Raw genomic sequence first — 25411 nt, 5'->3', positions numbered from 1 at the left:
CCCGTTGCAAAATTTTGATCGACCATGATCCAAGAAGCCGAAGGCACCGTAACTGGTGCCATGGAGACAATTCTTGCGATTTCGGCTACCGCTGGTCCAGATATCCCATTTGTTCGACCTGGGCATGAGCCGCTGGTCGACCTTGGGAGGCATAAGAAGCGTGGACGCATGGTAGAGCCGGCCGGGGAACTGACTAAAGATGAAGCCTGCTCTCTGCTCGAGGCAGTCGGTCGCAAGCGAGATATCGAATCTTTCGAGGCGCTGTTCCGCTATTACGCTCCGCGCGTAAAGGCCTATATGGCGCGCCTTACGCGTGATCCAAACATCGCCGAGGAATTGATGCAGGAAGTGATGATCACCGTTTGGAACAAGGCAGGCCAGTTCGAAGCGACACGCGGTAACGCAGGTACGTGGATCTTCACGATTGCCCGCAACCTTCGTATTGACGCCTACCGCAAGAACCGGAGGCCGGATTTTGACGTCAATGACCCCGCATTTGTGGCAGACGATGCCAAAAGCGCGGAGAACGAGCTGGCGGAACGCCAGGATGCGACCCGGTTGAAGGACGCCATGAAGGACTTGCCTCAGGAACAGATCCAATTGCTGAAGCTGTCGTTCTTCGACGATTGTTCTCACAGTGCGATTGCCACCAAGCTGAACCTGCCGCTCGGAACGGTGAAGTCGAGAATCCGACTTGCTTTTGCCAGGCTTCGGGCTGCGCTGGAGGACGGAAAATGAATATCCGTCATCATGTGAGCGACGAATTGCTGGTGGGATATGCATCCGGCACGCTTGAAGAGGGTTGGCGGCTTGCTGTTGCTACGCATCTTGCGTTGTGCCCGAACTGCCGGACAAGACTGACTTTGATGGAGAATACGGCCGGAGAGCTGCTCGAGAGCATGGAGCCAGTGCCAATAGAAGTCTCGTCCTTCGATCGGTTGAAAGAGCGCCTACGAACCGCGGAATCTCCCCCAAGCGTCTCGCCGAAGCAACCCGCGAGAGTAGTGAAAGCCGTTTCGCCACCAACCATTCCGGAACCGTTGCGATCCTATCTTGGAGGAGATCTGGCGGAGCTGAAATGGAAGTCCCTGGGACGCGGCGCGTATCATATTCCAATCAAACTCGCCGATCGGTCTACAACGGCGCGCCTGCTTCGCATACCTGCTGGAAAACCCGTGCCTGAACACAGTCACGGAGGGCGCGAATTGACACTCGTGCTCAGCGGCAGCTTCAATGACGGAGAGCTCTTGTTCGCCCGCGGCGATATTGAGGAGGCAGACACGAGCGTTGAACACCAGCCCATGGCAACGCCTGGGCAAGACTGTATCTGTCTGGCGGTAACCGACGCGCCGCTCAGGTTCCGGAGCTGGTTTATGCGTTTGCTACAACCTGTGCTTCGGATCTGATCGGAGGCGCCCGGATGACCTACGCGATATCCTACGTGGCGACAGCGATCGTCTTCCTCGGCTTTGATTTTTTGTGGTTGACTGGGTCGTCGAAGTTCTATCGCAGTCGAATTGGAGAGCTTCTGCTCGACCAGCCAAATCTGATTGCCGCAGCTGCTTTCTACGTCATCTATGTCACCGGTGTTTCCTATTTTGCCGTCATGCCTGCGCTCAGCTCCGGTCGTTGGACGGTAGCACTGGTATCGGGAGCTCTGCTCGGCCTTGTCGCTTTCGGCACCTACGACATGACAAATCTGGCGACAATTAAGGGATGGTCGTTGCAGGTCAGCTTGGTGGACATCGTGTGGGGTGTCTTCATAACCACGGCGTCCGCTCTCGCAGGATATTTTTCCGTTTGGGCGGTACAAAAGCTGATTTGACCGACTTCTACAGACCACCCCAACTCGGAGACAGAGGCGACCAGGGCGGGCTCAACTCATATCGCGCGAAGAAAGAAAGCTTCGAAGACGTTCGGAACCCGGGTTGCTCAGAACATTGCGTGGATCGCCCTGCTCCTCGATCACACCCTGGCTGAGGAAGATGACATGATTGCCAACGTCGCGGGCAAACGCCATTTCGTGGGTGACGACGATCATGGTTCTTCCTTCCTCGGCCAATCCCCGCATTACCCGTAGCACCTCGCCGACAAGCTCAGGATCAAGCGCCGAGGTAGGCTCGTCGAAAAGCATGATCTCCGGTTCCATCGCGAGCGCCCGGGCGATTGCTACTCGTTGCTGTTCTCCACCTGAGAGAAATGCCGGAAATGCGTCGCGACGGTGCGACACGCCAACTTTTGCCAAGTATGCGTCGGCTCGTTCGGCTGCCTCGGCGCGGCTTATCCCCTGCACGCGCATTGGCCCCAGCATCACGTTCTCCTTCGCCGTCATGTGGCTCCACAGGTTAAATTGCTGAAAGACCATTGATAACCGCGAGCGCATCGAAGCAAGCTTCTTGGGGTCCTGTACCGTCAGGTCTCCGCTCGACGCCTTCCTCAGGTCAAGTTTTTCTCCCTGAAACCGATAGCTGCCCTCAGACGGGTGCTCCAGAAAATTGAGGCATCGCAAGAACGTGCTTTTGCCGGAGCCCGACGCGCCGATCATGGAAATCACATCTCCGCGCCTCGCGCTGAGCGAGATGCCTTTGAGCACCTCAACGGTCCCGAACCTCTTTCGGATGTTGGTCACTTCGAGCATCGCCGTCATAGTCTGTCTCCGTGTCTTGGCGCTCATGGGCTTAAAAGTGGACCGATGCGGAACACATCGTTGCCGGCGATCTTGCCGAGGCGTTTGCCGCGCTCGGCGATGCGGCTGTCAGCGCGTGCGTAGAACACGCCTGATGTTTGCGCCTTCACGGCTGTCACCGTGCCTGAAAGCGGGTCGATGATCTCAGCGATCACATCACCAGCGCTTACCTGATGGCCAAGGTCGAGTGCGTAACTCACGACCCCCGCAGACGGTGAAATGACAGCTTCTGAACCGGCAAGCGGGGTGGGCTCACACAACTTCGCCGGCGCTTGCCCCGCCGAACCCTTGACGACTCCCAGATCGCGAAGGAACTCGACGATGGCCGCAGCGTCGCTCCGGGCACGGCGGCGATCGACATCGCTTCGACCGCGCAGCTCAACGGTGGTCGATGCGCAGCCAAGCGGGATGTCCGCGTCGGGAAGCGCTCTTGCCAGATCCAACCATGGGCGCACGAGGGCTTCGTCGAACGGATTGAGTCCTGAAATCTCAGCCAGGAGAACTGCTCGTGCTTGAAGGCGCGTCGCCAGCGACGCAAACGTCTGTGCGAAATGCGGTTGGGTGTAGAGATGAACCTCGGCTTCCCCGTCGCAGTGAAGATCCAGCACATAATCGGCGTCGATCGCAAGTTTCATAAGGCATTTTCGGACGTTGTCCGAAGGGGTGACGACGTCCCATTCCTCAATCAGGGCCATCAACTCGGTGCGTATGGCGGCCGTGTTGGCGCTAGCGTCTCTGCCCAACCGGTCAGAAAGCCGAGCGGCAAGCTTAGGTCCGAAATCGGGATAATGCCGGTTGAAGTTCCGTCCGTCATAGAGATCGAAACGGCCTTCCTGCTGACCGAGCGAAAACTGCGACAAACCAACCGGATTGGCAACCGGAACGACCCTAACGCAGCCGAAGATCGCGTCGGCCGCCTCAAGCTCCGCCAACGTCTCGCAAAGCGCATGCGCGACGATGATGCCGGGAGCCTCGTCGGCATGAAGACCACCTTGGATATAAACGAGTGGCGTGTCCCCCTGCTGCCCGAATTCGACACATTTCAAGCTATGCCGAGTGCCGGGTCCCTGACCTTCGATTTCAAAGATTGTCTCTTTCATCATGCAACTTTCGGATTGAGGCGTTCGGCTGGCTGCACTTTGGCGTTCGGAGCCTCCGAGCGGGAGAGATGCCGCAAAAAGTGCTTCTCGAGCCGACGGAACAAAGCGGTGAGACCAATGGTCAGACACAGGTAAATTGCGGCGGCGACGCCGAAAGATTCGGTTAGGACCAGATAATTCGTGTAGACGTCCCGGGCGACCCGCATCACTTCGACAATCGTCACCGTGCTTGCAAGAGCGGTGGCATGCATCATCATTACCACCTCGTTGCCGTATTGCGGCAGCGCGCGACGCCAGGCTGATGGCCAGATCACGTATCGGAGAACCGCGGCGCGGCTCAAGCCGATCGATCGCGCCGCTTCAATTTCGCCTGGCGCTGTGGTTCGGATCGCGCCGGCAAATATCTCCGTCGTATAGGCGACCGTGTTGATCGTCAGCGCAAGCCACGCGCAAAACCACGGAGAACGGAATAGCGGCCAGAGCGCGCTGCTGCGCACGAATTCGAACTGGGCCATGCCGTAGTAGATGATAAACAGCTGAACAAGAAGCGGCGTGCCGCGGATGACGTAGGTGAACAGCCAAACCGCGCGAGAGACATAGGACGAACGCGTCGAGCGCATGAGCGCCAGGGGCACCGAGATCGCAAAACCGCTGACGATGACGGTTGCCAACAGGATTAAAGTGTTTACCAGACCGCCCGCAAATGCCGGCAGGTTATCGGCGACGATTTCCCAGTCGATCATGCCGCACCTCCGCTGCGAACGCCGCGTGAGGATGCCTTCTCAAGCGCTCCGAAGAGGAGGACCGAACATGTGGTGACGGCGAGATAGATGAGGCCGATCAGCGCGTAGAACGTAAATGGTTCCCGCGTGGCCGCAGACGCAAGCCCGGCCCGGTGGACCATGTCGTCAAGCCCGATGATCGACACCAGGGCTGTCGCCTTCAACATGACCAGCCACGTATTCGTAAGGCCAGGCACGGCATGCCGGATCATCTGCGGCAGCAGAATGTAGAAGGCCACCTGGAAGCGTGAAAGACCGTATGCGAAACCGGCCTCGATCTGACCCGCCGGCACGCTGAGGATCGCTCCCCTGAACGTTTCGGTCAGGTAAGCTCCGAATACAAAACCGATCGTGCTGACGCCGGCTATGTAGGGGTCGACATCGAGATAACCCCACCCATGGGTTTCAGAAATGGAATTGAGCAGGATCTGGCCGCCATAGAAGACCACGAGCATTACGAGCAGATCCGGCAAAGCGCGCACCGTCGTCGTGTACGCGGCAGCCGACAATCTTGCCGCCTTCCCGCCGTAGACCTTTGCGGACGCGCCAATCAGGCCGATAACACAGGCGATCGCCAGTGAGACCGACGCCACGCTGAGGGTCACACTAAGCCCCTCCAGTATCATCGGTAGATAACCTTGGAACATGGAACAGCACCCCTTGCGACCGGCGCCACTCAGGCGCCGATCGCGGGAAAAGAACTACTTCTTTGCCGATTGCGGCGTCACGTCGAAGTCGAAGTATTTGCCCGACAGCTGCTTGTAGGTACCGTCGGTCATGATGGAAGACAGAGCGGTATTAACTTCCTCGCGCAGAGCGCCATCTGACTTGCGCACGGCGATCCCGACGCCGCCGTCGGCGTCTTCGCCCAGGAAGAGGGTGTCCCCGACTTGCTCGAAATCCTTCCCTTCCGGCTTCTTCAGGAAAGATTCGGCCGAAACCACCGACGATCCGAAGGCGATGTCGCCGCGTCCAGCCGCCAGTTCCAGGTAGACGGCCGGCTCCTTGTCCACCGCCAGAATGGTGCTGTCAGGGTAATTCTTCGCAACATACTCCGCACGCGGAGAGTTGCGCAGGACGATGATCGTCTTGCCCTTTAGCTCTTCCGGCGACCAGCTCTTGTAGTCACCCCTGCGCGCCACCCATCGCGACGGGACGTCATAGTAGGGGTTGGAAAAGTCGACGACCTTCTTGCGCTTTTCGTTAATCGTCATCGAGGCCACGATGATATCGAACTTCTTGGCATTGAGCGCCGGGATCATCCCGTCCCATTCCTGCTGCACCATCACGCAATTCTTGTTCATCTTCGCACAGATCGCATTAGCGATGTCGATATCGAAGCCGGAGAGCGTTCCATCGGGAGCGACGACGGAGAAGGGCGGATAGTTTCCTTCCACGCCGATGCGGAGATCCTCCGCAAACGCAGTGCCGGCGAGCATCGTTGTGGCAACGATTGAAGCGAGAAATTTCATTCGCATGCGATTTCCTCCCAAAATCAGCTAAGCTAACTTCTCAATGGCAGGAATTTTTCATAGAGTCAACAAATGAAAGAAAATTTGCATACACCCCTCACCTGGAACGCGGAGGCCGATCGACGCTTTGCGACCTCTCCTCTAGGCCTGGAACTTAGCAGTCTCCTGCGGGACGGATCAGCGTCTCAGCGGGCACTGTCCGGTTTTGTGCTGAGGGACCCGATGTTCGTGGCAACGCACGGCATCGAGGAACTCGCTTCCGCAACGGGAACTTCGGCTTCGAGCGTCAGCCGCTATGTTCGAGACCTCGGATTGGCGAGCTTTTCGGAGTTTCGCTCGTCCATTGCCGCTATGGTGAGCGAATTGATTGCGCCTGTCGCCAAGCTCGATGCGTCGATCAGAGACCTCGATAAACGTAGCCAGGGTGTTGAACTTAGCATCGAGGTGACGGGCTCCAACATCGACGCGCTCAAGAGCCCGCAAACTGCCGAATACATACGCCTTGCTTGCGGCGACATAAGAGCGGCCCGAAGGGTATTCGTGATAGGCTTTGGCCTTTCGGCGCACCTCGCGGCAATGTTGGTCCTTTCGTTGCAACCTTATCGCGACGAAGTTGTAAATGTCGCTCAGTACGGAGGAACGGAGTCGGCTGCCGCGCGCGCGATGTCGATTGGAGAAGGCGACGTACTGGTTGCAATATCTTTTCCCAGGTATTCCAGGGATGTTGTCGAGATCGTCAGATATGCGCGTGACAAAAAGGCGAAAATTGTCGCCATAACGGATTCTCCAGCCGCTCCGCTGGCTCAATTCGCCGAACGATTGCTTCTCGCCCCATCCAGACACCCGGTCCTTTCGGCCACAAACGTCCCGGCCCTGGCAATCATCGAAGCCCTGGCGTCCGACTTCATGCTGGCGGATCCTGAAAATGTCAGGCGAGCGGAGCAGCTTGCCAAGGCTATTTCGTCGTATCTCACCGAGGGCGATTGACGCGCCCATTCACGCTTGAAGCCACGAGGGAACGGCTGGCCTGCTTCTCGAAAGTAGCCATCGGGGTTCTCCCGCCAGGTCGACTTGCCGAGGGTTGATCCGGAGCAAGAGTACCGATGACCATCCGCGATTATGCAGCTTCGAGCTGAATGTTTGAAGAAGCTTTTCGGTCGATACCAAGAGTGAGCCGTTTCATTTATCGAGGGCCGGCGTACCTCTCATGTGCGCCGAAAACCTTCGCGGCCACACTAGGCGCTAATCCAACGAGCCGTTCCCCTCGTAATCACTCTTGGTTTTTCAAATGGGGTCGTCTCAACATGAACCGCTGTCGCAGACTGATTTTCATTTTTGGCGACCATCTGTCCCACAGGATCTCAAGCTTGAACGGGGCTGATCCGCAAAGAGATGTCGTTCTGATGTGCGAGGTGGTCGAAGAGGCCACCTACGTGAGGCATCACAAAAAGAAGATTGTGCTGATCTTTTCAGCCATGCGGCATTTCGCGGATGAATTGCGCATCCGCGGGTTTTCTGTGCGCTACGTGCGGCTCGACGATGCGGACAATTCAGGATCCTTCACCGGCGAATTGAGCAGGGCCGTCGATATGCTTTCACCGGACTGTGTCGTCGTGACCGAGCCCGGAGAGTGGCGTGTCCGAGAGGACGTTTTGCGTTGGCAGTCTATGTTCGGGGTTCCGGTCGACGTTCGTCCCGACGGCCGTTTCTTATGCTCCCATGAGGAGTTTACGGCTTGGGCAGATGGGCGACGCACACTTACCATGGAGTTCTTCTATCGGCACATGCGTCGTAGAACCAAGCTTCTGATGCAGGAAGACGATCCCGTCGGCGGCCGGTGGAACTTCGATTCGGAAAACCGAGCCCCCGCCAAACCGGACCTCTTTCGCCCTGCTCGACTGAAATTCAAACCCGACACGACGACCCGCGAAGTCATCGATCTCGTGGAGCGCCGGTTTTCTGGACATATGGGTACGGCGGAAGATTTCAACTTCGCGGTAACTTGCTCCGATGCTCAAGATGCGGCTGAAGTTTTCATTCGTGATTTTCTGCCGCTTTTTGGCAAAACGCAGGATGCGATGCTGAGAGACGACGCCCTCCTCAATCATTCCGTCCTTTCACCGTACTTGAACCTCGGTTTGCTCGACCCCATCGAGCTTTGCAAGGCAGCGGAACGCGCTTACCTCGAAGGCAGCGCGCCCCTTAATGCCGTTGAGGGCTTCATCAGGCAGATCATTGGCTGGCGGGAATATGTGCGCGGAATGTATTGGCGCTTCATGCCCGAATACGCCCACCGGAACGTTTTTAATGCATCGCGCCCCCTACCCGACTTCTTCTGGACGGGAAAGACGGACATGGCGTGCCTTGCGACGACGATCAACGACACCATCGACAACGCCTACGCGCACCACATACAGCGTCTGATGGTGACCGGGAATTTCGCAATGCTTGCGGGCCTTGACCCGTTTGCGCTCCACGAATGGTACCTGGAAGTTTATGCGGATGCCTTCGAATGGGTCGAGCTTCCAAATGTGATCGGCATGAGCCAGTTCGCGGACGGAGGCTTGCTGGGATCAAAGCCCTACTGTGCCAGTGGCTCATACATTTCTCGCATGTCGGATTATTGCGAGGGCTGCAAATACGATGTCCGAAAGAAGGCCGGAACGTCCGCCTGCCCGTTCAATTCTCTCTTTTGGGACTTTCTGGACCGCCATGCGGAGCAGCTTTCTACGAACCGGCGGCTTCAACGATCCTACGCCACCTGGAGCCGTATGACGGAAGACCGGAGAAATGAATATCGGCAAAGCGCCAGCGCTTTCTTGCAACGTCTGGACGAGGGTCTTGGTGTTTAGAGGAGGATTGTAAGATGCCGCTCGCGTCACTCGCTAAAGGATATCGCGCGGTTGTTTTAGGAGCCAGCGGCGGCATCGGATCCGCCATCGCCGGCGAACTCCGGTCCGATCTCAATTGCCTGCAGCTTGTAACGCTCTCGCGTAGGGACAATGCCTTCGATATCACAGACGAAGAGAGTGTCGCTGCTGCGGCAGCGGAGACTGGAGATGGGCTGCATCTTGTTTTTTGTGCGACCGGCGGACTTGTTTTCGACGGCGAGGGTCCAGAAAAATCACTCAAGCAAGTCGACCCAGATGTGATGATGCGGCAATTCGCGCTGAACGCGATTGGACCGGCACTCGTTCTCAAACACTTCGCGCCGAAGCTCGCCCGCAGCGACCGCAGCATAGTCGCCTTCCTGTCTGCCCGGGTCGGGTCGATCGGAGACAATCGCCTAGGGGGCTGGATTTCCTACCGGGCGTCGAAGGCTGCGCTCAACCAGATCGTCCGCACAGCTTCCGTAGAACTGAGCCGCACCCATCCGCGCGCGGTGGTCGTCGCGCTACACCCAGGAACGGTCGCGACAAAAATGACGGCAGGCTACTCCACTCACCACCGCCAGTTGGATCCAAGCGAGAGCGCATGTGCAATGTTCCAGGTGATTGATCGGTTGACTACGGAAAACACCGGAGGGTTCTTTGCCTATGATGGCTTGCCCGTAGAGTGGTGAGCATTGTTTAGTGCGCCGCGAAAACGCTCGATGACTTTAAGCGTTATCATCGTTATGACGGCTAACGGCGCAGCGACCGATTTTGCAGGTTTGCCGCCGACGTGGTCGGCGGCAAAGGCGTGGTGCAACGCGATCCGTTTTTGTCACGCTTTCGGAAGCAGCACTTTGTCGATCACGTGAATGACACCGTTCGACTGCTTGACGTCGGCGATAGTCACGGTGGCAGTGCCACCTGTTTCGTCGGTGAGTGTGATCTTATCGCCATCCATCTTTGCCGAGAGCGTGCAACCGCCGACGGTCTTGACTGGATGGCTCCCTCCGTCATCGGCGATCATCTTGCCGACCGCATCGGAAAGCGCATTGGCAGCAACGACATGACACGTCAGGACTTTGGCCAGCTTTTCTTTGTTTTCCGGTTTCAGCAGCGTGTCGACAGTGCCGGCAGGCAAGGCTTCGAAGGCTGCGTTGGTCGGCGCAAACACGGTGAACGGACCATCACCTGAAAGCGTTTCCACCAGACCTGCGGCCTTTACTGCTGCAACGAGTGTCGTGTGGTCCTTTGAGTTCGCGGCGTTTTCCACGATATTCTTGCTTTCGGACATGGCCGCGCCACCGACAGTAGGATTGTCGGCATTCGCGGTGAAGGCTACGAGAGCGAAAATCGACGCGATCGCGGTGGTACGTTTAAGGGACCGTTTCATTTCGTCATTTCCTCCTTGCAGGCCCGCACCATGCGGGCGTTCCCAGCCGGACGTCGTCCAGCACAATCGTTACGGCATCTTGGCCGAATTGGATCACCGCTGCGCCCAACGTCATTTTGACTGCCGTTGCGGCAAGCCGACACTCAAGAAGGGATGCCTTCAGTGAACGAGCGCGAACGCGATTGGCGGTTGCCGCCCCGCGCAAGGTATCAATCTTCAATTTGCTGATCCAATGACCAGGCTCGTTCGTATAGGGAGAAATGCAGCGTATACACGCACGGTAAAACTCTCGCGGGCCCGGGTGTCAGAACTCCAAAATGACGATGTTTTGTCAGCGGTGGACGGAATAGAGGATACAGGGATGCTACAGAGAACTGCGAACCAAAACCGTAGCTGGATCCAGGCACTTCTGCTCGCGATTTTGCCCGTTGTCGCGACATTCATTCTCGGGCAAATGGCGACCTACCCGAACATTGAAAGTTGGTATTCGACGCTGGAGAAGCCGAGTTTCAATCCTCCGAACTGGGTGTTTGCTCCGGTCTGGACGACGCTTTACATCCTCATGGCTTACGCTGCCTGGCGGCTGCTGAGCCTGCCTGTCAGGACACCGGGCAGGTTGGCGACACTGACCCTATTTTATGTTCAGCTCGCTCTCAATGCGTTGTGGTCATGGATGTTTTTCGCCATGCAAAGTCCGGTCGCCGGCCTGGTGAACATCATCGTGCAAATCGGGTTTATCCTCGCAACGATCGCGCAGGCTTGGAACGTCGACAAGACAGCCGCGCTTTGCCTCGTGCCGCTCGCAGCGTGGATCTCCTTTGCGTCCGTACTGAATTTCGCGATCTGGTTTGTCAATTGATGGCGTTGGCGCGGGGGCCCAGACGTTTTCTCTTTAAGGCAAGCAACGCTCTGGATGGGTTCAAATCTGCACGGTGAGCTCCATGACGTCTTTGGCTAAGATGGGTCGAGCTCGCGTCGCCCTTGTGTTGCCTCGTCAACGTGAACAGCTACGCGCCCTGGAAGCCGAGCAATACGATCTTCTTTTCGAGACGTACGCGCTCGCCGCGATGAGGGTCGACGAACTTTTGAGGAACCAATTTCCTGAGCAAGACCTTGTAAACGAGTATCGCGAAATATGCCGCGATCTGCAGGAAGATATAGCGTTGCTGCTTGCACGAGTCATCGGACCGAGCGGTTCGTCTACGGCGCGTTAAGCTTCTGTCTGGCGGCCAAAGAACCTGCCCTGCCCCACGATCGGACGGAGCCTCTGGCTTCTATCCTCAACATATTCAACCTGGCTTGCTTAGCGCCATGAAGTCGCAGATGTTGAAGAATGCGGATTCCGATCAAAATCCGGCCACCGTTCCGATTTGAAGCCGGCCACGATTCTAATCAAAGCCCGGCCGGTTTCCGGCTCTGAAGATACCCCTTGGGTCAGCAACTTTGGCATCAAGCCTCCCGGTACACGAGGAGAGTTTGATGCCAGCGAAGAGAAGGCTGACCATGCGACAATTACGACAGATGCTCCGGCTTGCCGGAAACGGAACCAGCAGCCGAGAGATTGCGGTGATCCTCGGCGTTGCCCGCAGCACCGTCCAGGATAACCTGAAGCGGGCTGCGATGGCGGGGCTGAGCTGGCCATTGCCGGGAGAGCTGACAGACGATGCTCTTGAGTCTCGGCTTTTCGCCCGCGCCGGCGTTAAGCAGGGCCAACGGCGACGTCACGAGCCGAACTGGGCACAGCTCTCTATCGAATTGAAGAAGCCCGGCGTGACACTGCTGATCCTGTGGGAGGAATATCGCAGCGTCCATCCCGATGGTTATGGCTATAGCCGTTTCTGCGAGCTGTTCCGCGGGTTCGAGCAGCGCCTTTCGCCGACGATGCGCCAGGAGCATGCGGCCGGCGACAAGGTCTTCGTCGACTATTCCGGTAAGAGGGTGCCGATCGTCGATCGCAAGACTGGCGAAGTCCGCGAGGCGGAGCTGTTCCTTGGCGTGCTCGGCGCATCGAGCTACACCTTCGCCGAGGTGACCTGGACCCAGACCTTACCGGACTGGGTCGGCTCACATGTGCGCATGTTCGCCTTCTTCGGCGGTGTGCCCCGCCTGGTCGTGCCCGACAATCTGAAGTCCGGCGTCAGCCGCGCCAGCTTCTACGATCCCGAGATCAACCGCAGTTACGGCATGATGGCGTCCCACTATGGTGTCGGCGTTCTGCCGGCCCGACCGCGACGCCCGAAGGACAAAGCGAAGGTCGAGAACGGCATGCGCTTCGCCCAGAGTTGCCTTCTCGGCCGCTTGCGCAAACAGACGTTCTTCTCGCTCGCCGAGGCCAATGCCGCAATCGCCGACGTGCTGGAGCGCATCAACAATCATGTCATGCGCCGGTTGGGTGTCAGCTGCCGCCATCTCTTCGAGACGGTCGAACGCGCGGCGCTCGCAAGCTTGCCCGCCGAGGAGTACGAGTTCGCCGAATGGCGCTTTGCGCGGGTCTCGACGGATTACCATGCCGAGTTCAGGAGCTTCTTCTATTCCGTCCCGCACGCGCTCATTCGTCAGCAGGTCGATATCCGGGCGACCGCGCGAATGATCGAGATCTTCCATCGCGGCAAACGCGTCGCGGTCCATCAGCGCCGCTATGGCGGACCGCGCTATGGAACAGACCCCGCGCACATGCCGAGCTCCCACCGCCGATACGCCGAATGGACGCCGGAGCGCTTCCGGCGCTGGGGCGCGTCCATCGGTCCGCAGACCGAAGGGCTGATCGTCGCCATTCTCGCCAGCCGGCCACATCCCGAGCAAGGCTTCAGAACATGCCTCGGCATCCTGCGCCTCTATCGCGACCTCGGCCGCGAGCGCGCCGAGGTCGTTTCGGCACGGGCCGTCGAGATCGGCGGCCTGACCTGCAAGACGATTGCCTCGCTCATCGCAACCCACAAGGCCCCCAGACATTCCACCGAACCCGCCGCCGTCATGGAACACGCCAATCTGCGTGGCCCCGGCTACTTCCATTGAGGAGACACCTGATAATGCTGACCAATCCCACCATCGACATGCTGCGCGAACTCGGCCTGACAGGCATGGCCAGCGCCTATCAGGAGCTCGAGGCGCAGCCGGAAGCCAGACACCTCGAGCATGGCGAATGGCTCGCTCTGCTGCTCGAACGCGAGGCGACCATGCGCCGCCAGAAGCGCTTCGAGGCAAGGGCTCGCGCCGCGAGGCTGCGCCATGATGCCCAGATCGAGAACATCGACTTCCGCGCCGCCCGCGGCCTCGATCGCAATCTCGTCCTGAAGCTCGCCAACTGCGACTGGATCAGGCAACACCATAGCCTCTTGCTGATCGGACCCGCCGGCGTCGGCAAGAGCTGGCTGGCCTGCGCGCTCGGATACAAGGCATGCCGCGAGGACTTCTCCGTCGCCTATCATCGCCTGCCCAGGCTGTTCGCCACCCTTGCGCTGGCGCGCGGCGACGGGCGATATCCCAAGGTCCTCAAGGCTCTCGCCAGAACCGACCTGCTCATCCTCGACTAACGTGCACTGCGCAGAGATGTGGAGCCGATACCGCAAGAGCCCGCAGACGCGCGACTTTCCCACGATACAACTCCACATAAGTGAATCACCGTCCACTTAGGATGGCCACTCCCCAAACAGGAGAGCGCCATGCTAAAGGTTTTGTTCCCGAAGTCTTTTTGTCATTACGAATGTTCGCGCTTCGGCGCGGAGCTTGAATTGTTTGCCCGGTGGTTGCTCGCAGCAGGATATCTACCTGGTGCTGCGACACGTCGCCATGTCCACCGATTGAAGTGCATCCTCGAGGCCACGGCCGCTCTTCAGTGTGGCCGGATTCTACTCGAAGCCGAATTGGACGGAGCGTTAGCCTTCGTTCCTGGCGCTCTGCGCCACGCTTCCACCGAGCGCGCATATCGCCGCTTCCTCAAGGCAAAGGGGCGGCTCGAAGAAACACCGCCGCAAGGCCCCGTGGAGCAGTTGCTGCTGCGATATCGAGAATATCTTCTAGACGTGAGGGGCTTAGCACTGGCGACGATCGGTCAGCATTTGGGAACGATCGAGGAGTTTCTGTCCTTGTCGGCTGGACCGTCAAAGGATCTTTCCGCACTGACATCAGAGCACGTCGAAAACTTCATTCATATCTTGAGCCGCAGGGTGCTGCGCCAAACACTCCAGCACAAGGTTGCCCATCTGCGCGCTTTCCTGCGCTTTTGCGGCGATCGCGGTGAGACTGCGCGAGGGCTAGAGCGCATCGATACGCCCAGAACCTATCGTGGAGAATTGCCACCTCGTGCCCTAGATTGGAAGATGATCGAAAAATTGCTGTCCTCGGTCGCGAGGACTGATTATCTCGGCCGCCGTGACCATGCGATCCTCCACCTCATGGCCTATTACGGCCTGCGACCTTCTGAGATTGCAGCGCTGACGTTGGACGCGGTCAATTGGAAGCGACGTACACTGCGGGTAGAGCAGCGCAAGACTCGTTCCACGCTCGTTCTTCCTTTGGCCGACCAGACCCTTGAAATCCTCGACCGATATCTTGCTGATGGGCGTCCCTGCAATGCGGTGACGAACTTTCTATTCCCTAAAGCGCGTAGTCCTATGGGAGCCCTGACGAGCTGGGGGATATGCGACATCTTCACCAAGCGGGCACGGCAAAGCGGCCTGCCGCTAGAGGGTGTCTCATCATACGCATTGCGCCATTCGTTTGCCATGCGATTGCTAGGCCGCGGCGTTGGGGTAAAGACGATCGGTGACCTGCTCGGCCATCATAGCCTTGAGAGCACTTGTGTTTATCTTCGCATCGAGACGGACATGCTGCGTACGGTGGCTCTGCCCGTACCTGGCATTGCCGGCTTTTAAGGAGAACGGCAATGTTCACAGCCATCTCTCCGACACCCCTCGATCAGCCGATTGTGGCATGGCTTGCCCACCAGCGCGCTCTTGGTCGCCGCTATTATCCGGAGGAAAGGGTTCTGGTGTCCTTGCGCGAATTTATCAGCCGCACGGGACAGGATCTTGACCGAGCAAGCTTTGATCGCTGGTGTGCCACATTCCCTCATCTGGCAAGCAATACCCTGCGTTATCGCCAACGCGTTGTCCGCATGTTCTGCCTTTATCGACGGCGCAAGGAGCCGGGCTGCTTTGTCCCTGATCCCTTGTACTTCGCGCGGCCCCAGCCTTACCGGCGTCCCGTTATCGTGGAGCCTGAGCAAATAGCCAAAATGTTGACGGCTGCGAACAATATGTCCGTCGCGTCGGGATCGCCATTGCGGCCTGCGGTATATAGGATGGCTGTCATTCTGCTGTACACGACCGGGATGCGTCGCGGTGAATTGTTGCGCCTTACGCTGGCAGACTGTGAGCCTGAAAGCGGGGTGTTGCGGGTACGGGAATCCAAGTTCCACAAATCGAGAATATTGCCGCTGTCGTCCGATGCACATGCCGAATTGTGCAGCTACCTTCGAAAACGTCTCGCCCCACCGTTCAGCAGGGATCCCGACACACCCCTTCTCATCAACACGGAAGGCGGTCTTCGTGCCTATACCGGAACTGGGATCAGCGGCGGCATCCATTCTCTGTTCGAAATGGCAGGTGTTGAGGATAGCGAAGGCCGGCGCCCGCGCATCCACGATCTGAGGCACAGCTTTGCAGTCGGCGCACTCATCCGTTGGTATTTGGACGGCGCCGATGTGCAATCGAATTTGCCGAAACTGGCTCTCTACATGGGCCACGTCAGCATCGTGTCGACGGCATGTTATCTGCACTTCCTTCCAAAGCTGAGAGAGATCGCCAGCGACCGCTTTGAAGGGGCTTTCGGCGGTCTCGTTAGCGAGGTCGTGGCATGAGGAAACATCAATCCACCGCATTGGGCCGAAGCATGGCACGCTTCTTTCAAGAATATCTTCCCGCTCTCCGCGGCATGAGCCATCATACGATCCAAAGCTATCGCGACACGATGGTCCTGTTCCTGCGATTTGCAGCGGCAGAGACCAATGGATCCGTTGAAAGCATCGACGTCTCCGACATCAATGCCGACAGGATCGGCAGCTTTCTCACGTCACTTGAGGTCGAGCGTGGCAACAGCATTGCGACCCGCAATGCAAGGCTGGCGGCGATGCATACCTTTGCGCGGTTCCTGATCTCGGAGCATCCCGAATATATGGATACCCTGCAACTGGTGGTGACACTTCCCTTCAAGAGGGGCGCGCGGGTGGCACCTGTCGAATATCTCGAAGAGCCCGAAATCAAAAGCGTCCTGGCGCGTATCGACCGCCGCACCCCTGCGGGACGGCGGGATTACGCGCTATTCTCGCTGATGTTCAATACGGGTGCACGAGTTCAGGAAATCCTGAATCTTCGCATTTGTGACCTTCGACTGGTATCGCCCTGTCAGGTGCGCCTGCACGGTAAAGGCAACAAGGTTCGCCTTTGCCCGATCTGGCGAAACACGGCCCAGCTTCTTCAGGAATTGATCAACACACTGCATCCGCCCTCAGATAATCCCGCCGAGCAACGGGTCTTTCTCAACGACCGCGGCACACCGCTGACCCGGTTCGGTGTTCGATACTTACTGCGCAAATATGTTGATATGGCTGCGGGGGAAGAAACCACCCTAGCCGAAAAAAGCATCCATCCTCACTCTTTGCGCCACACGACGGCCATCCACCTTCTCAAGGCGGGCGTGGACATTGCCACCATCAGCCAATGGCTCGGCCACTCGGGCCTGAACGTAACGATGCGCTACGCGCGAGCCGATATCGATATGAAGCGGCAAGCGCTCGAACAAGTCTTTCCCGACGTGATGTCATCGGCAAAAGATCAGACGATCATTGCTTATGATGGCGGGATGTTGGGCTGGCTGCGCCGCTTGTAGACGCCCAGTTATGTGGAGCGGGATCGTGGGAAAGTCGCGCAGTTGCGGGCTCTTGCGGTATCGGCTCCACATCTCTGCGCAGTGCACGTTAGTCGATTAATGTTGCGCTGCACATTACTCGACGACTGGGGTCCGGAGAAGCTCAACGACGAGCAGCGGCGCGATCTCCTGGAGATCGTCGAGGACCGCTACGAGAAGCGATCTACCATCGTCACCAGCCAGGTGCCCGTCGATCACTGGTATGACATGATCGGCAATCCTACGATCGCCGATGCAATCCTCGACCGCCTTGTCCACAACGCCTACCGCATCGAACTGCACGGCGAGAGCTTGCGAAAGCAGCGTCAAACACCATCCGCCGCTTGACCGCGCGACAATCACGCGCCATGCAAAACAACGACCCAGGGGAGCATCAACTGGCCGGCTTCAGATCGGAATGGTGGCCGGAATGAAATCGGAATAGGTGGCCGGCTTCGTTTCGGAATCAGCGGCCGACTTCACCGGAATACGCAAAGAATATTGCCGTCGAACATCGATCGCATAAAGCGCTGAACAATCGCGCCGAAAAGTCCCACCTCCCACTGCGGAAACGAGAACGGATTATGCAGGCCTTCCGATCGGCCGGCGGATTGCAGCGATTCATCTCAGTCTTCTCGGCAATCAGAAATCTATTCGTCCCGCCGCGCCAGAAGCACGCTGTCCTTGCCACCCACATTCATCGAATCCGCGCAATGGCGTAGTGGAAGGCTGTGACCAGCACACTGGCTTGATTTCAAGCGCAAACCCTTCGCCCGGCTTCAGTCAAACAACGTGACATCGCCTAACGGTGGCGATCAGTCCGTCTAAAGAGTTGAATCTGTAGACAACGATTTCGGCTCCAACCCGGCGCAACGTGCGGTGTTGCGAATATGAGTTTCCATCTCAAGCTTCGCCCGCGGACCGTCATTGGACCTGAGAGCAATGATGATCTTCCGATGTTCGCCGATCGATTCCTGCATGCGTTCGGGATCCGTGATCGGAATCGGCTGTCGCTGCGTTTCCGTCACCAGATCGCGCACCATCTGGTAGAGCGCCTTCAGCATAGCGTTGGAGCAGGCGGAGACGATGATACCATGAAACTCCAGGTCGGCTTCGACATTGGCCAGCAGGTCCTGGTTCGCCCAGCACTCTTCCATTGTGCGTGTCGCCTGCTCCATCTTGTCGAGCTGCAACTGGGTCAGGCGGCCGGCAGCGAGCCGGGCTATCTCGCCTTCAAGAAGGATACGCGTCTGGAAGACATCGAAGACGGAATAACTGTCGGAATAGCGCCAGGGTGCCATATGACCGGTTACACCCAGCTCTGAGGGGCCCGCAACGAAGGTGCCTCGTCCGGCTTCCGTTTTCAGAAGTCCAAGCGTTTCCAGCGTCAGAAGCGCCTCGCGCAAGGAGGCCCGGCTGATGCCGAACTTTTGCGAAAACACCCGCTGCGACGGAATCTTTTCCCCCGGCTTCAATTGGCCGGACTGGATCATTCCCTGGATCTCGCGTGCCACCGATTGCGGAACGAGCGTTTTGTTGAACATGCGGTCCCCTCTCCGGCGGCGTGCTTCGTCGTGCAATCTATTTTTTCAGACATCCCCTTGCCAAGCGGAAAGCGGCATGCTTGGTTGGCCTGACTGGTCTGACCAGTTAGGCCAATGTAGATTGAGTCACGTTCAAAAAACAAGGGGAACTCTCATGACACGTTCAACCAACCTCAAGTCAACGCTCGTGGCCGGCCTGTTTGCCGCAGCCCTCGGCACCTCGGCTCATGCCGCAGACCTCACGGTCGGCGCCAACATCGGTAACGTTCCGTGGGAATTCGAAGACGCCAGCGGCAAGGTCACCGGCTTTGAGGTTGACCTCGTCAACGAGATCGCCAAGCGTCTTGGCAAGACCGTCGAATTTGTCAACACGCCCTTCAACGGCCTCTTCCCGGCCGTTCAGTCCGGCCGCATTAACATGGCAATCTCCTCGATCACCATCACCGAGAAGCGGCTAGAATCGGTTTCCTTCGCCCAACCCTACTATGACAGCGACCAGTCGCTGACGGTGACCGCCGCTTCCGGCATCACCGGCCTCAAGGACATGGGCGGCAAGGTCGTCGGCGTCGACACTGGCTCGACCGGCGACATGTGGGCCGAAGGCCACAAGGATGAATACAAGCTCGGCGAGATCCGCCGCTTCGAAGGCTTGCAGCCAGCCATGCTCGACCTCGTCGCCGGTCGCGTCGACGGCTACATCTCCGACATTCCCGCACTTCTCTACTACGTGAAGGACAAGCCCGAGCTGAAGGTAGTCGAGCGTATTCCGACCGGCGAGAAATACTCGATCATGTTCAACAAGAACGATCCGCTCGCGACCGAAGTGAATGGCGTCATCACTAAGCTCAAGCAGGAAGGCTTCATCGCCAAGCTGCACGAGACCTGGTTCGGCGCGGAGGCCGAGGACACGACCTCGACCGTCGCTGTGCTCGACATGCCCAAGGGCAAGTAACGCTCGAAACGCGACCGGCGGGACAGTCTCGTTCCGCCGGCCTGCCATGGGAGCCGATGCGGCATGACACTCATCAATACCTTCTTCAACCTCGATGTCCTGGCTGAAAGTCTTCCAGTCTTGCTGTGGGGGCTGATCGTGACCCTGCAGATCGGGGTGACGAGCATTCTCGTCGGTCTTGCCGGCGGCCTTTTCCTGGCGGTCACGCGCCTCTATGCACCGAGCGTCATCAAGCTCTTCATCCGCATATACATCGACATCTTCCGCTCGATCCCGCTGCTGGTGTTGCTGATCGTCGTTTATTATGCCCTGCCCTTCGTCGGCATTCGCCTTTCACCCTTCCTCTCGGCCGTGACCGCACTGTCGTTGGTCTCGGCGGCTTATACTGCGGAAATCTTCCGCGCCGGCATCGAGGCAATCCCGCACGGCCAGTTCGAGGCCTCCGCCGCGCTCGGTCTTTCCAACCGCCACACGATGGTGGACGTGATCCTGCCGCAGGCGATCCGGATCGTGATTCCGCCGCTCACCAACAACTGCATCAACGTCATGAAGGATACGGCCCTCGCCTCCGTCGTCGCCATGCCGGATCTTCTCAAGCAGGCCACCCAGGCCCAGGCGCTCGCCGCCAATCCGACACCGTTGATCGGGGCGGCGCTCATCTATATCACCCTGCTCTGGCCGATGGTCGCTGTCGTCTCGCGCCTCGAAAAACACTTCAGCCGGGGGAAGCGCTGATGACCGCAACGACCGCTCCTCTCATTTCGATACGCGGGCTCACCAAGGCCTTTGGCGCCTTCACCGTCCTGCACGGCATCGACCTCGACATCGCCGAAGGCGAAGTCGTCTGCGTCATCGGCCCGTCGGGCTCGGGCAAGTCCACGCTCATCCGCTGCATCAACCATCTCGAAGCTTTCGCGCCGGAAAGCCGGATCACCGTCGATGGCATCCGCGTCGAGCCCGGCCCGGCCCTCGCAAAGGTCCGCGCCGAAGTCGGCATGGTCTTCCAGTCCTTCAATCTCTTCCCGCACATGACAGTGCTCAAGAACGTCATGCTCGCCCCGATGCGGGTCCGCGGCACTTCGGAAGCGGAAGCCGAGCGCAAAGCGCGCGAACTGCTCGCCCGCGTCGGCATCTCCGAACAGGCGGAGAAGTTTCCCGGCCAACTGTCGGGCGGCCAGCAGCAACGCGTCGCAATTGCCCGCGCACTCGCCATGGAGCCGCGCGTGCTTCTCTTCGACGAGCCGACCTCGGCACTCGACCCGGAAATGGTCGGCGAGGTACTCGACGTCATGCGCAAACTCGCCGGAACCGGCGTCACCATGGTCGTCGTCACGCACGAAATGGGCTTTGCCCGCCAGGTCGCCGACCGCGTGATTTTCATGGATAGTGGACGGCTGGTCGAAAGCGGCACGCCGGCAGAAATCTTCGACGCCCCCAAGCACGAGCGGACGCGCGGCTTCCTGCGCGCGGTCCTCAACCACTGAACAAGAACAATGACCGGAGGACACCCCGCAATGGCAACCCCTTCCACCACGGCCCTCGATCTCGATTTCGTCCGCAGCCAGTTTCCAGGCCTGAACCGTGGCTGGGTGTTCTTCGACAATGCCGGCGGCTCGCAGATCCTCAAAGGCGCCGTCGAGCGCATTAACACCTTTCTGTTCGAGAAGAACGTCCAGATCGGCGGTTCCTACGAGGTCTCGCAGGCAGCGGCGGCCGCCCTCTACGAGGCTCGCACCGCCGCCATGCATCTCGTCAGTGCCAGCCGTCCGGAAGAGATCGTCTTCGGGAATTCCACGACTGCCCTGCTGCAGAACCTCGCCCGCGCCATGCAGAGCAAGCTTTCGCCGGGCGACGAGATCATCACCACCGTCTCGGATCACGAATCCAACATCGGCCCCTGGGATCGGCTGCAGGAACGCGGTGTGGTGCTGAAGATCTGGCCGCTGAACAACGAGACCTTGACGCTCGACCCCGCCGATCTCGCGCCCCTGATGACCGAGCGCACTAAGCTAGTCTGCGTGACGCATTGCTCGAACATCCTCGGCTCGATCAACCCGATCCGCGAGATCGCTGATTTCGTTCATGCCCGCGGCGCCAAAATCTGCGTCGACGCCGTCGCCTATGCCCCCCATCGCGCGGTCGACGTCCAGGCCTTCGACGTCGATTACTACGTCTTCAGCCTCTACAAAACCTACGGCCCGCACTACGCTCTTATGTATGGCAAATACGACCTGCTGCTCGAGCTCGATACGCTCTACCACTACTTCTACGGCAAGGACAAAGTGCCGGGCAAACTGGAGCCGGGCAATCCGAACTACGAGCTCGCCTATTCCACCTGCGGGATCGTCGACTATCTGGCGAGCCTCGGTGAACAGGCCGGCGAGACGGGCAGCGTCCGTCAGAAAATCGAGGCCGCCTTCGCCGCCATCACAGATCAGGAGAATGCGCTCACCGAGCGGCTTCTGACCTATCTTCGCTCGCGCAACGACTGCCGGATCATCGGGCAGGCGGCGAACCGCGACAGCCAACGTGTGCCCACCATCGCCTTCCGTTTCGACGGGCGCGAGGCAGCCGACCTTTGCAAGGCGATGGACGCTGAAAAGATCGCCATACGCTTCGGCGACTTCCATTCGCGCCGTCTCGCCGAATATCTCGGCCTAACCGACCATGGCGGCATGCTGCGAGTCTCGATGGTCCATTACAACACGATCGAGGAAATCGACCGGTTCACCGCGGTCCTCGACCGGATCCTCGCCGGCGAAGCCGGCCTCGCCAGGGGCGAGCTGAACACCTCAACGAGAAGGAGGGATTGATGCGCTTCGATACGGTGATCCGCAATGGAACGGTGGCGACGGCGAGTGACACCTTCGTCAGCGACGTCGGTATCAAGGACGGTCGGATCGCGGCGCTCGCAGCCGACTTGACGGATGCAGACGAGGTGATCGACGCCACCGGCCTCTTCGTCCTTCCCGGCGGCATCGACAGCCACGTGCATCTCGACCAGCCCTCCGGCGAGGGCATCGTCATGGCGGACGACTTCGACAGCGGTACCCGCTCGGCCGCGATCGGTGGCAACAGCACGGTCCTGGCCTTCTGCATGCAGGAAAAGGGTCAGTCGCTGCGCGAGGCGCTGAAGGTCTATCACGCCAAGGCGGACGGCAATTGCCATGTCGACGTCTCGTTCCACCTCGTTATCACCGACCCGACTGCCGAGGTGCTCGGCCAGGAACTGCCCGCGCTCGTCGAGGACGGCTACACCTCGCTCAAGGTCTTCATGACCTATGAGGGCCTGCGCCTGCGCGACGACGAGATTCTGGCGACCCTCGATACCGCAAGGCGCACCGGCGCGCTGGTCATGGTTCATTGTGAGAACGAGGACGCGATTCGCTACCTGATCGGACGCCACGAAGAAGAGGGCAAGTTCGCCCCGAAGTACCACGCCACGACCCGGCCGGTGGCAGCGGAACGCGAAGCCACCCATCGGGCCTTGTCTCTCGCCGAAATCGTCGACGTGCCGATCGTCATCGTCCACGTCTCCAACCGCGAGGCGATGGAGGAAATCCGCCACGCCCGCCAGCGCGGCCAGAAGATCGCCGGCGAAACCTGCCCGCAATATCTCATGCTGACGGCAGAAGACCTCGATCTCGAAGGGCTGGATGGGGCCAAATACGTCTGCTCCCCGCCGCCGCGCGACAAGGCGAGCCAGGATGCCTGCTGGGAGGGGATCGAGCAGGGCGTTTTCGACCTGTTCTCCTCGGACCACTGCCCCTTCCGCTTCGACGATCCGGAAGGCAAGCTAAACGATAAGGGAAAACGCCATTTCCGCTGGATCCCGAACGGCATTCCGGGCGTGGCGACGCGCTTGCCGATCCTGTTTTCCGAAGGCGTGATGAAAGGTCGGATCGACATCAACCACTTCGTCGCGATCACCTCGACCAACCACGCCAAGCTTTACGGAATGTACCCGCAGAAGGGAACGATCGCGATCGGATCCGACGCCGACATCGCACTCTGGGATCCGGCCGAACGGCTTACTTTAACCAACGAGATCCTGCAACACGGCGCCGACTACACCCCCTATGACGGCCTTGAGGTTCAGGGATGGCCCGTGCGACTGCTTGTTCGGGGCAAGACGGTCGCGGAACACAGATCAATCTTGCACGTTGGACGAGGACAATATCAGAGCCGCAAACGGTCGAACCTTATTGCCGCCCCTGCTTTGGGCTCAACCAACAGCCGATGAACCATCAGCAGCCGTTGTTGAGTTAGCTGGTCAAAGAGTCTGACATCTCCACACGAATGTTTTGCTGCGGGGGGCCGAGATGATCGGGTCAATGCGACGGACGCATTCCCAGTAGTGCGCGGTTTTGCGGTGCTCGTCGAGCGCCTCTGCCGACCGAAACACCTCATAGATCACGAAGCTATAGTCATCCTCCGGGCTGCCCAGCACATCGAAGCGAAGGTTTATCGGCTCGCGGCGCGTGCCTTCATAGTTGATCCGGAAAGCATCGAGAGATTCGTCGACATAGCCCTGCTTGACGTGAATTGTGAGATTTGGATGAGCATATTTTCTCCTAATTTGTTGTTCGATCTTCAAAATTCAGAGGCCGGGTGCTTTCCACATCGCCGTGGTGACGCCCTTGTCGACGAGTTGGCGCTGCAAGGCATAGGCGCGCGCCCATCGCTCGACGGAGTCATGGTAGATGGCCTTGTGTTCGAGGATGGCTTCGAAGCGCCTGTTCCAGCGAACCCAGCTCTGCGCAGTCTGGACGAAATCGCGAAGGCCGATGCCAATCGCCGCTGACCGCATCCAAGGGCGGTTGCCTCCTTGACGACGGGCGTGACGACGGGAAGGCCAGTTGCGTCTGGTAGGATTTGCGACCAGTGCGTGCACTTCGACGCACCCGCGACAAACGTGCGCGACTGCATTCTCGTGATGTCGAAGGCGGCGGGCGAGGAACTGATCCGCTTCTTATGCGGGCCGCGCCTGCTCATCGTCGATGAGATCGGATATCTGCCGGTCGTCGCCGACGGCGGCAACCTGTTCTTCCAGCTCGTGAACGCTCAGTACGAGCGCGGCGCTATGATGCTGACTTCCAACCGCGGCTTTGTAGAGTGGGGTGACGTTTTGGCGATCCCGTCGTCGCCACCGCACTGCTCGACCGACTCCTTCACCACGCCGTCGTCATTCAAATCGAAGGATCAAACTACCGCCCACGACAACATGCGGAACAGATGCCAGAGCACGTCCGCTCCAAAGCCTCGCCGAAGAAGGCGTAGCCTTGTCGGCCGTAGAAGTCTTCGGCCTTAGAGCTAAAGGTGTCCAGAAAGGCGCGTGTTGCACCCCCGTTCCCAGGCGAGCGCCTCGGCTCGCGCAAGCAGATTTGCGCCGACCCACGTTTGCGCCATTTTCTTCGACGACCAGAAAATCGACGAACAACCAGCCCCATTAGGTCGAGCCGATCAGGCCACCTTGACGAGCGCCCTTAGCGGCATGGGCCGAGCCAAACATCCGCTCAAAGCCGTCGACCCAGCTGTGGGTTTTGCTTTACCCGTTTCAAACCGCAAACTGAGATATGGCCGTTGGGTTTGGACGATAAACGCCGCCCGATTTTCCGCTAACGATTTCAGTGAGCCACTTTTTGCCAAAGTGATTGCAAGATCAAAGGCAGATTCAGCAGTTTGCGACCAGCGATCGTCGACAAA

General features: G+C 58.8%; 25 protein-coding genes and 5 pseudogenes. 21 read left to right on the top strand and 9 right to left on the bottom strand.

The genetic code is table 11. The features are described 5' to 3' along the window. The first annotated feature begins 24 nt into the window (after positions 1 to 24). From PWG15_RS33290 to PWG15_RS33280, 3 genes are read left to right on the top strand one after another with little or no spacing between them, the layout of a single operon-like run. Positions 25 to 738, top strand: coding sequence for a sigma-70 family RNA polymerase sigma factor (locus tag PWG15_RS33290; RefSeq protein WP_275027734.1), 714 nt, complete (start codon positions 25 to 27; stop codon positions 736 to 738). Then, the gene (locus tag PWG15_RS33285; protein ID WP_275027733.1) at positions 735 to 1406 is read left to right on the top strand and encodes a ChrR family anti-sigma-E factor; all 672 of its coding nucleotides are present in this window, start codon (positions 735 to 737) and stop codon (positions 1404 to 1406) included. The genes PWG15_RS33290 and PWG15_RS33285 overlap by 4 nt, the downstream gene beginning before the upstream one ends. Before the next feature lie 14 nt (positions 1407 to 1420). Next, entirely contained in the window at positions 1421 to 1825 is a 405-nt protein-coding gene (locus PWG15_RS33280) for a DUF2177 family protein (RefSeq protein WP_275027732.1), read from the top strand. 51 nt (positions 1826 to 1876) lie between these two features. Here PWG15_RS33280 and PWG15_RS33275 read toward each other — a convergent pair whose 3' ends face one another. Genes PWG15_RS33275 through PWG15_RS33255 form a run of 5 tightly spaced genes read right to left on the bottom strand, consistent with a single transcriptional unit; the run spans position 1877 to position 6046 of the window. Next, positions 1877 to 2647, bottom strand: coding sequence for an ABC transporter ATP-binding protein (locus PWG15_RS33275; RefSeq protein ID WP_275027731.1), 771 nt, complete (start codon positions 2645 to 2647; stop codon positions 1877 to 1879). Between the two features lie 23 nt (positions 2648 to 2670). Next, on the bottom strand, positions 2671 to 3789 hold the full coding sequence (locus PWG15_RS33270; RefSeq protein ID WP_275027730.1) for a succinylglutamate desuccinylase/aspartoacylase family protein: 1119 nt from the start codon (positions 3787 to 3789) through the stop codon (positions 2671 to 2673). Further along, complete coding sequence (locus PWG15_RS33265; protein WP_218685480.1) at positions 3786 to 4529, bottom strand: ABC transporter permease; 744 nt, start codon at positions 4527 to 4529, stop codon at positions 3786 to 3788. The genes PWG15_RS33270 and PWG15_RS33265 overlap by 4 nt, the downstream gene beginning before the upstream one ends. Beyond that, complete coding sequence (locus tag PWG15_RS33260; RefSeq protein WP_275027728.1) at positions 4526 to 5215, bottom strand: ABC transporter permease; 690 nt, start codon at positions 5213 to 5215, stop codon at positions 4526 to 4528. Before PWG15_RS33260 ends, PWG15_RS33265 begins: the two co-directional genes overlap by 4 nt. A gap of 54 nt (positions 5216 to 5269) precedes the next feature. After that, on the bottom strand, positions 5270 to 6046 hold the full coding sequence (locus PWG15_RS33255; protein WP_275027727.1) for a transporter substrate-binding domain-containing protein: 777 nt from the start codon (positions 6044 to 6046) through the stop codon (positions 5270 to 5272). Between the two features lie 66 nt (positions 6047 to 6112). On the opposite strand from PWG15_RS33255, the gene PWG15_RS33250 reads away from it, so the two are divergent. The 3 genes from PWG15_RS33250 (at position 6113) to PWG15_RS33240 (ending at position 9602) form a co-directional block, all read left to right on the top strand. Next, on the top strand, positions 6113 to 7027 hold the full coding sequence (locus tag PWG15_RS33250) for a MurR/RpiR family transcriptional regulator (protein WP_275027726.1): 915 nt from the start codon (positions 6113 to 6115) through the stop codon (positions 7025 to 7027). 317 nt (positions 7028 to 7344) lie between these two features. Then, positions 7345 to 8892, top strand: coding sequence for a cryptochrome/photolyase family protein (locus PWG15_RS33245; RefSeq protein WP_275027725.1), 1548 nt, complete (start codon positions 7345 to 7347; stop codon positions 8890 to 8892). 14 nt (positions 8893 to 8906) lie between these two features. Next, the gene (locus tag PWG15_RS33240; RefSeq protein WP_275027724.1) at positions 8907 to 9602 is read left to right on the top strand and encodes an SDR family NAD(P)-dependent oxidoreductase; all 696 of its coding nucleotides are present in this window, start codon (positions 8907 to 8909) and stop codon (positions 9600 to 9602) included. Between the two features lie 143 nt (positions 9603 to 9745). Here PWG15_RS33240 and PWG15_RS33235 read toward each other — a convergent pair whose 3' ends face one another. Further along, complete coding sequence (locus PWG15_RS33235; RefSeq protein ID WP_275027966.1) at positions 9746 to 10303, bottom strand: fasciclin domain-containing protein; 558 nt, start codon at positions 10301 to 10303, stop codon at positions 9746 to 9748. Positions 10304 to 10535: 232 nt separating this feature from the next. On the opposite strand from PWG15_RS33235, the gene PWG15_RS33230 reads away from it, so the two are divergent. The 9 genes and pseudogenes from PWG15_RS33230 to PWG15_RS33190 all read left to right on the top strand — a co-directional run. Beyond that, positions 10536 to 11162 (top strand): TspO/MBR family protein, encoded by a 627-nt coding sequence (locus PWG15_RS33230; protein WP_342457080.1) that lies wholly within the window; start codon positions 10536 to 10538, stop codon positions 11160 to 11162. A gap of 82 nt (positions 11163 to 11244) precedes the next feature. Next, the gene (locus tag PWG15_RS33225; protein WP_275027723.1) at positions 11245 to 11517 is read left to right on the top strand and encodes a hypothetical protein; all 273 of its coding nucleotides are present in this window, start codon (positions 11245 to 11247) and stop codon (positions 11515 to 11517) included. Between the two features lie 265 nt (positions 11518 to 11782). Next, a complete protein-coding gene (istA, locus tag PWG15_RS33220; protein WP_275027722.1) occupies positions 11783 to 13318 on the top strand; it encodes an IS21 family transposase in 1536 nt (511 codons plus the stop codon). A 14-nt stretch (positions 13319 to 13332) separates the two neighbouring features. Beyond that, a pseudogene (locus PWG15_RS33215) lies at positions 13333 to 13833 on the top strand (ATP-binding protein); the annotation flags it as partial. A gap of 132 nt (positions 13834 to 13965) precedes the next feature. Beyond that, positions 13966 to 15177: a tyrosine-type recombinase/integrase gene (locus tag PWG15_RS33210; RefSeq protein WP_275027721.1), complete on the top strand. Its 1212-nt coding sequence runs from the start codon at positions 13966 to 13968 to the stop codon at positions 15175 to 15177. Between the two features lie 11 nt (positions 15178 to 15188). Next, positions 15189 to 16163, top strand: coding sequence for a tyrosine-type recombinase/integrase (locus PWG15_RS33205; protein ID WP_275027720.1), 975 nt, complete (start codon positions 15189 to 15191; stop codon positions 16161 to 16163). A gap of 32 nt (positions 16164 to 16195) precedes the next feature. After that, the gene (locus PWG15_RS33200; protein ID WP_275027719.1) at positions 16196 to 17191 is read left to right on the top strand and encodes a tyrosine-type recombinase/integrase; all 996 of its coding nucleotides are present in this window, start codon (positions 16196 to 16198) and stop codon (positions 17189 to 17191) included. Between the two features lie 114 nt (positions 17192 to 17305). Then, positions 17306 to 17557: pseudogene (locus PWG15_RS33195) on the top strand (ATP-binding protein); the annotation flags it as partial. Positions 17558 to 17712: 155 nt separating this feature from the next. Next, positions 17713 to 17931 (top strand): annotated as a pseudogene (locus PWG15_RS33190) (DDE-type integrase/transposase/recombinase); the annotation flags it as partial. Positions 17932 to 18033: 102 nt separating this feature from the next. On the opposite strand, the gene PWG15_RS33185 reads toward PWG15_RS33190, so the two are convergent. Then, entirely contained in the window at positions 18034 to 18753 is a 720-nt protein-coding gene (locus tag PWG15_RS33185) for a FadR/GntR family transcriptional regulator (protein WP_275027718.1), read from the bottom strand. A gap of 154 nt (positions 18754 to 18907) precedes the next feature. Between PWG15_RS33185 and PWG15_RS33180 the strand changes: the two genes are divergently transcribed. From PWG15_RS33180 to hydA, 5 genes are all read left to right on the top strand, one after another. Further along, complete coding sequence (locus tag PWG15_RS33180; protein ID WP_275027717.1) at positions 18908 to 19705, top strand: ABC transporter substrate-binding protein; 798 nt, start codon at positions 18908 to 18910, stop codon at positions 19703 to 19705. Between the two features lie 63 nt (positions 19706 to 19768). Next, the gene (locus PWG15_RS33175; protein WP_275027716.1) at positions 19769 to 20440 is read left to right on the top strand and encodes an amino acid ABC transporter permease; all 672 of its coding nucleotides are present in this window, start codon (positions 19769 to 19771) and stop codon (positions 20438 to 20440) included. Continuing rightward, positions 20440 to 21189 carry an amino acid ABC transporter ATP-binding protein gene (locus PWG15_RS33170; RefSeq protein WP_275027715.1) on the top strand — a complete coding sequence of 250 codons (750 nt, stop codon included), beginning with the start codon at positions 20440 to 20442 and terminating at the stop codon, positions 21187 to 21189. Before PWG15_RS33175 ends, PWG15_RS33170 begins: the two co-directional genes overlap by 1 nt. Positions 21190 to 21219: 30 nt before the next feature. After that, complete coding sequence (locus PWG15_RS33165; protein WP_275027714.1) at positions 21220 to 22518, top strand: cysteine desulfurase-like protein; 1299 nt, start codon at positions 21220 to 21222, stop codon at positions 22516 to 22518. Further along, entirely contained in the window at positions 22518 to 23948 is a 1431-nt protein-coding gene (gene hydA, locus PWG15_RS33160) for a dihydropyrimidinase (protein WP_275027713.1), read from the top strand. The genes PWG15_RS33165 and hydA overlap by 1 nt, the downstream gene beginning before the upstream one ends. Before the next feature lie 30 nt (positions 23949 to 23978). On the opposite strand, the gene PWG15_RS33155 is transcribed toward hydA, so the two are convergent. Both PWG15_RS33155 and PWG15_RS33150 read right to left on the bottom strand, forming a co-directional pair. Beyond that, the gene (locus PWG15_RS33155; RefSeq protein WP_275027712.1) at positions 23979 to 24302 is read right to left on the bottom strand and encodes an antibiotic biosynthesis monooxygenase; all 324 of its coding nucleotides are present in this window, start codon (positions 24300 to 24302) and stop codon (positions 23979 to 23981) included. 3 nt (positions 24303 to 24305) lie between these two features. After that, a pseudogene (locus PWG15_RS33150) lies at positions 24306 to 24619 on the bottom strand (autoinducer-2 kinase); the annotation flags it as partial. A gap of 40 nt (positions 24620 to 24659) precedes the next feature. On the opposite strand from PWG15_RS33150, the pseudogene PWG15_RS33145 reads away from it, so the two are divergent. Next, positions 24660 to 24985 (top strand): annotated as a pseudogene (locus PWG15_RS33145) (ATP-binding protein); the annotation flags it as partial. Positions 24986 to 25411: the final 426 nt, after the last annotated feature.

Origin of the sequence: Ensifer adhaerens (assembly GCF_028993555.1) — a bacterium.
GTDB lineage: Bacteria > Pseudomonadota > Alphaproteobacteria > Rhizobiales > Rhizobiaceae > Ensifer > Ensifer adhaerens_I.
Note: the sequence above shows the minus strand (reverse complement) of the source record. Positions and strands in the feature narration are given on the sequence as shown.

Coding starts and splice junctions, on each gene's coding strand:
- PWG15_RS33290 (WP_275027734.1), top strand. CDS start 25: ATGATCCAAGAAGCCGAAGGCACCGTAACTGGTGCCATGGAGACAATT.
- PWG15_RS33285 (WP_275027733.1), top strand. CDS start 735: ATGAATATCCGTCATCATGTGAGCGACGAATTGCTGGTGGGATATGCA.
- PWG15_RS33280 (WP_275027732.1), top strand. CDS start 1,421: ATGACCTACGCGATATCCTACGTGGCGACAGCGATCGTCTTCCTCGGC.
- PWG15_RS33275 (WP_275027731.1), bottom strand. CDS start 2,647: ATGACGGCGATGCTCGAAGTGACCAACATCCGAAAGAGGTTCGGGACC.
- PWG15_RS33270 (WP_275027730.1), bottom strand. CDS start 3,789: ATGATGAAAGAGACAATCTTTGAAATCGAAGGTCAGGGACCCGGCACT.
- PWG15_RS33265 (WP_218685480.1), bottom strand. CDS start 4,529: ATGATCGACTGGGAAATCGTCGCCGATAACCTGCCGGCATTTGCGGGC.
- PWG15_RS33260 (WP_275027728.1), bottom strand. CDS start 5,215: ATGTTCCAAGGTTATCTACCGATGATACTGGAGGGGCTTAGTGTGACC.
- PWG15_RS33255 (WP_275027727.1), bottom strand. CDS start 6,046: ATGCGAATGAAATTTCTCGCTTCAATCGTTGCCACAACGATGCTCGCC.
- PWG15_RS33250 (WP_275027726.1), top strand. CDS start 6,113: ATGAAAGAAAATTTGCATACACCCCTCACCTGGAACGCGGAGGCCGAT.
- PWG15_RS33245 (WP_275027725.1), top strand. CDS start 7,345: ATGAACCGCTGTCGCAGACTGATTTTCATTTTTGGCGACCATCTGTCC.
- PWG15_RS33240 (WP_275027724.1), top strand. CDS start 8,907: ATGCCGCTCGCGTCACTCGCTAAAGGATATCGCGCGGTTGTTTTAGGA.
- PWG15_RS33235 (WP_275027966.1), bottom strand. CDS start 10,303: ATGAAACGGTCCCTTAAACGTACCACCGCGATCGCGTCGATTTTCGCT.
- PWG15_RS33230 (WP_342457080.1), top strand. CDS start 10,536: ATGACCAGGCTCGTTCGTATAGGGAGAAATGCAGCGTATACACGCACG.
- PWG15_RS33225 (WP_275027723.1), top strand. CDS start 11,245: ATGACGTCTTTGGCTAAGATGGGTCGAGCTCGCGTCGCCCTTGTGTTG.
- istA (WP_275027722.1), top strand. CDS start 11,783: ATGCCAGCGAAGAGAAGGCTGACCATGCGACAATTACGACAGATGCTC.
- PWG15_RS33210 (WP_275027721.1), top strand. CDS start 13,966: ATGCTAAAGGTTTTGTTCCCGAAGTCTTTTTGTCATTACGAATGTTCG.
- PWG15_RS33205 (WP_275027720.1), top strand. CDS start 15,189: ATGTTCACAGCCATCTCTCCGACACCCCTCGATCAGCCGATTGTGGCA.
- PWG15_RS33200 (WP_275027719.1), top strand. CDS start 16,196: ATGGCACGCTTCTTTCAAGAATATCTTCCCGCTCTCCGCGGCATGAGC.
- PWG15_RS33185 (WP_275027718.1), bottom strand. CDS start 18,753: ATGTTCAACAAAACGCTCGTTCCGCAATCGGTGGCACGCGAGATCCAG.
- PWG15_RS33180 (WP_275027717.1), top strand. CDS start 18,908: ATGACACGTTCAACCAACCTCAAGTCAACGCTCGTGGCCGGCCTGTTT.
- PWG15_RS33175 (WP_275027716.1), top strand. CDS start 19,769: ATGACACTCATCAATACCTTCTTCAACCTCGATGTCCTGGCTGAAAGT.
- PWG15_RS33170 (WP_275027715.1), top strand. CDS start 20,440: ATGACCGCAACGACCGCTCCTCTCATTTCGATACGCGGGCTCACCAAG.
- PWG15_RS33165 (WP_275027714.1), top strand. CDS start 21,220: ATGGCAACCCCTTCCACCACGGCCCTCGATCTCGATTTCGTCCGCAGC.
- hydA (WP_275027713.1), top strand. CDS start 22,518: ATGCGCTTCGATACGGTGATCCGCAATGGAACGGTGGCGACGGCGAGT.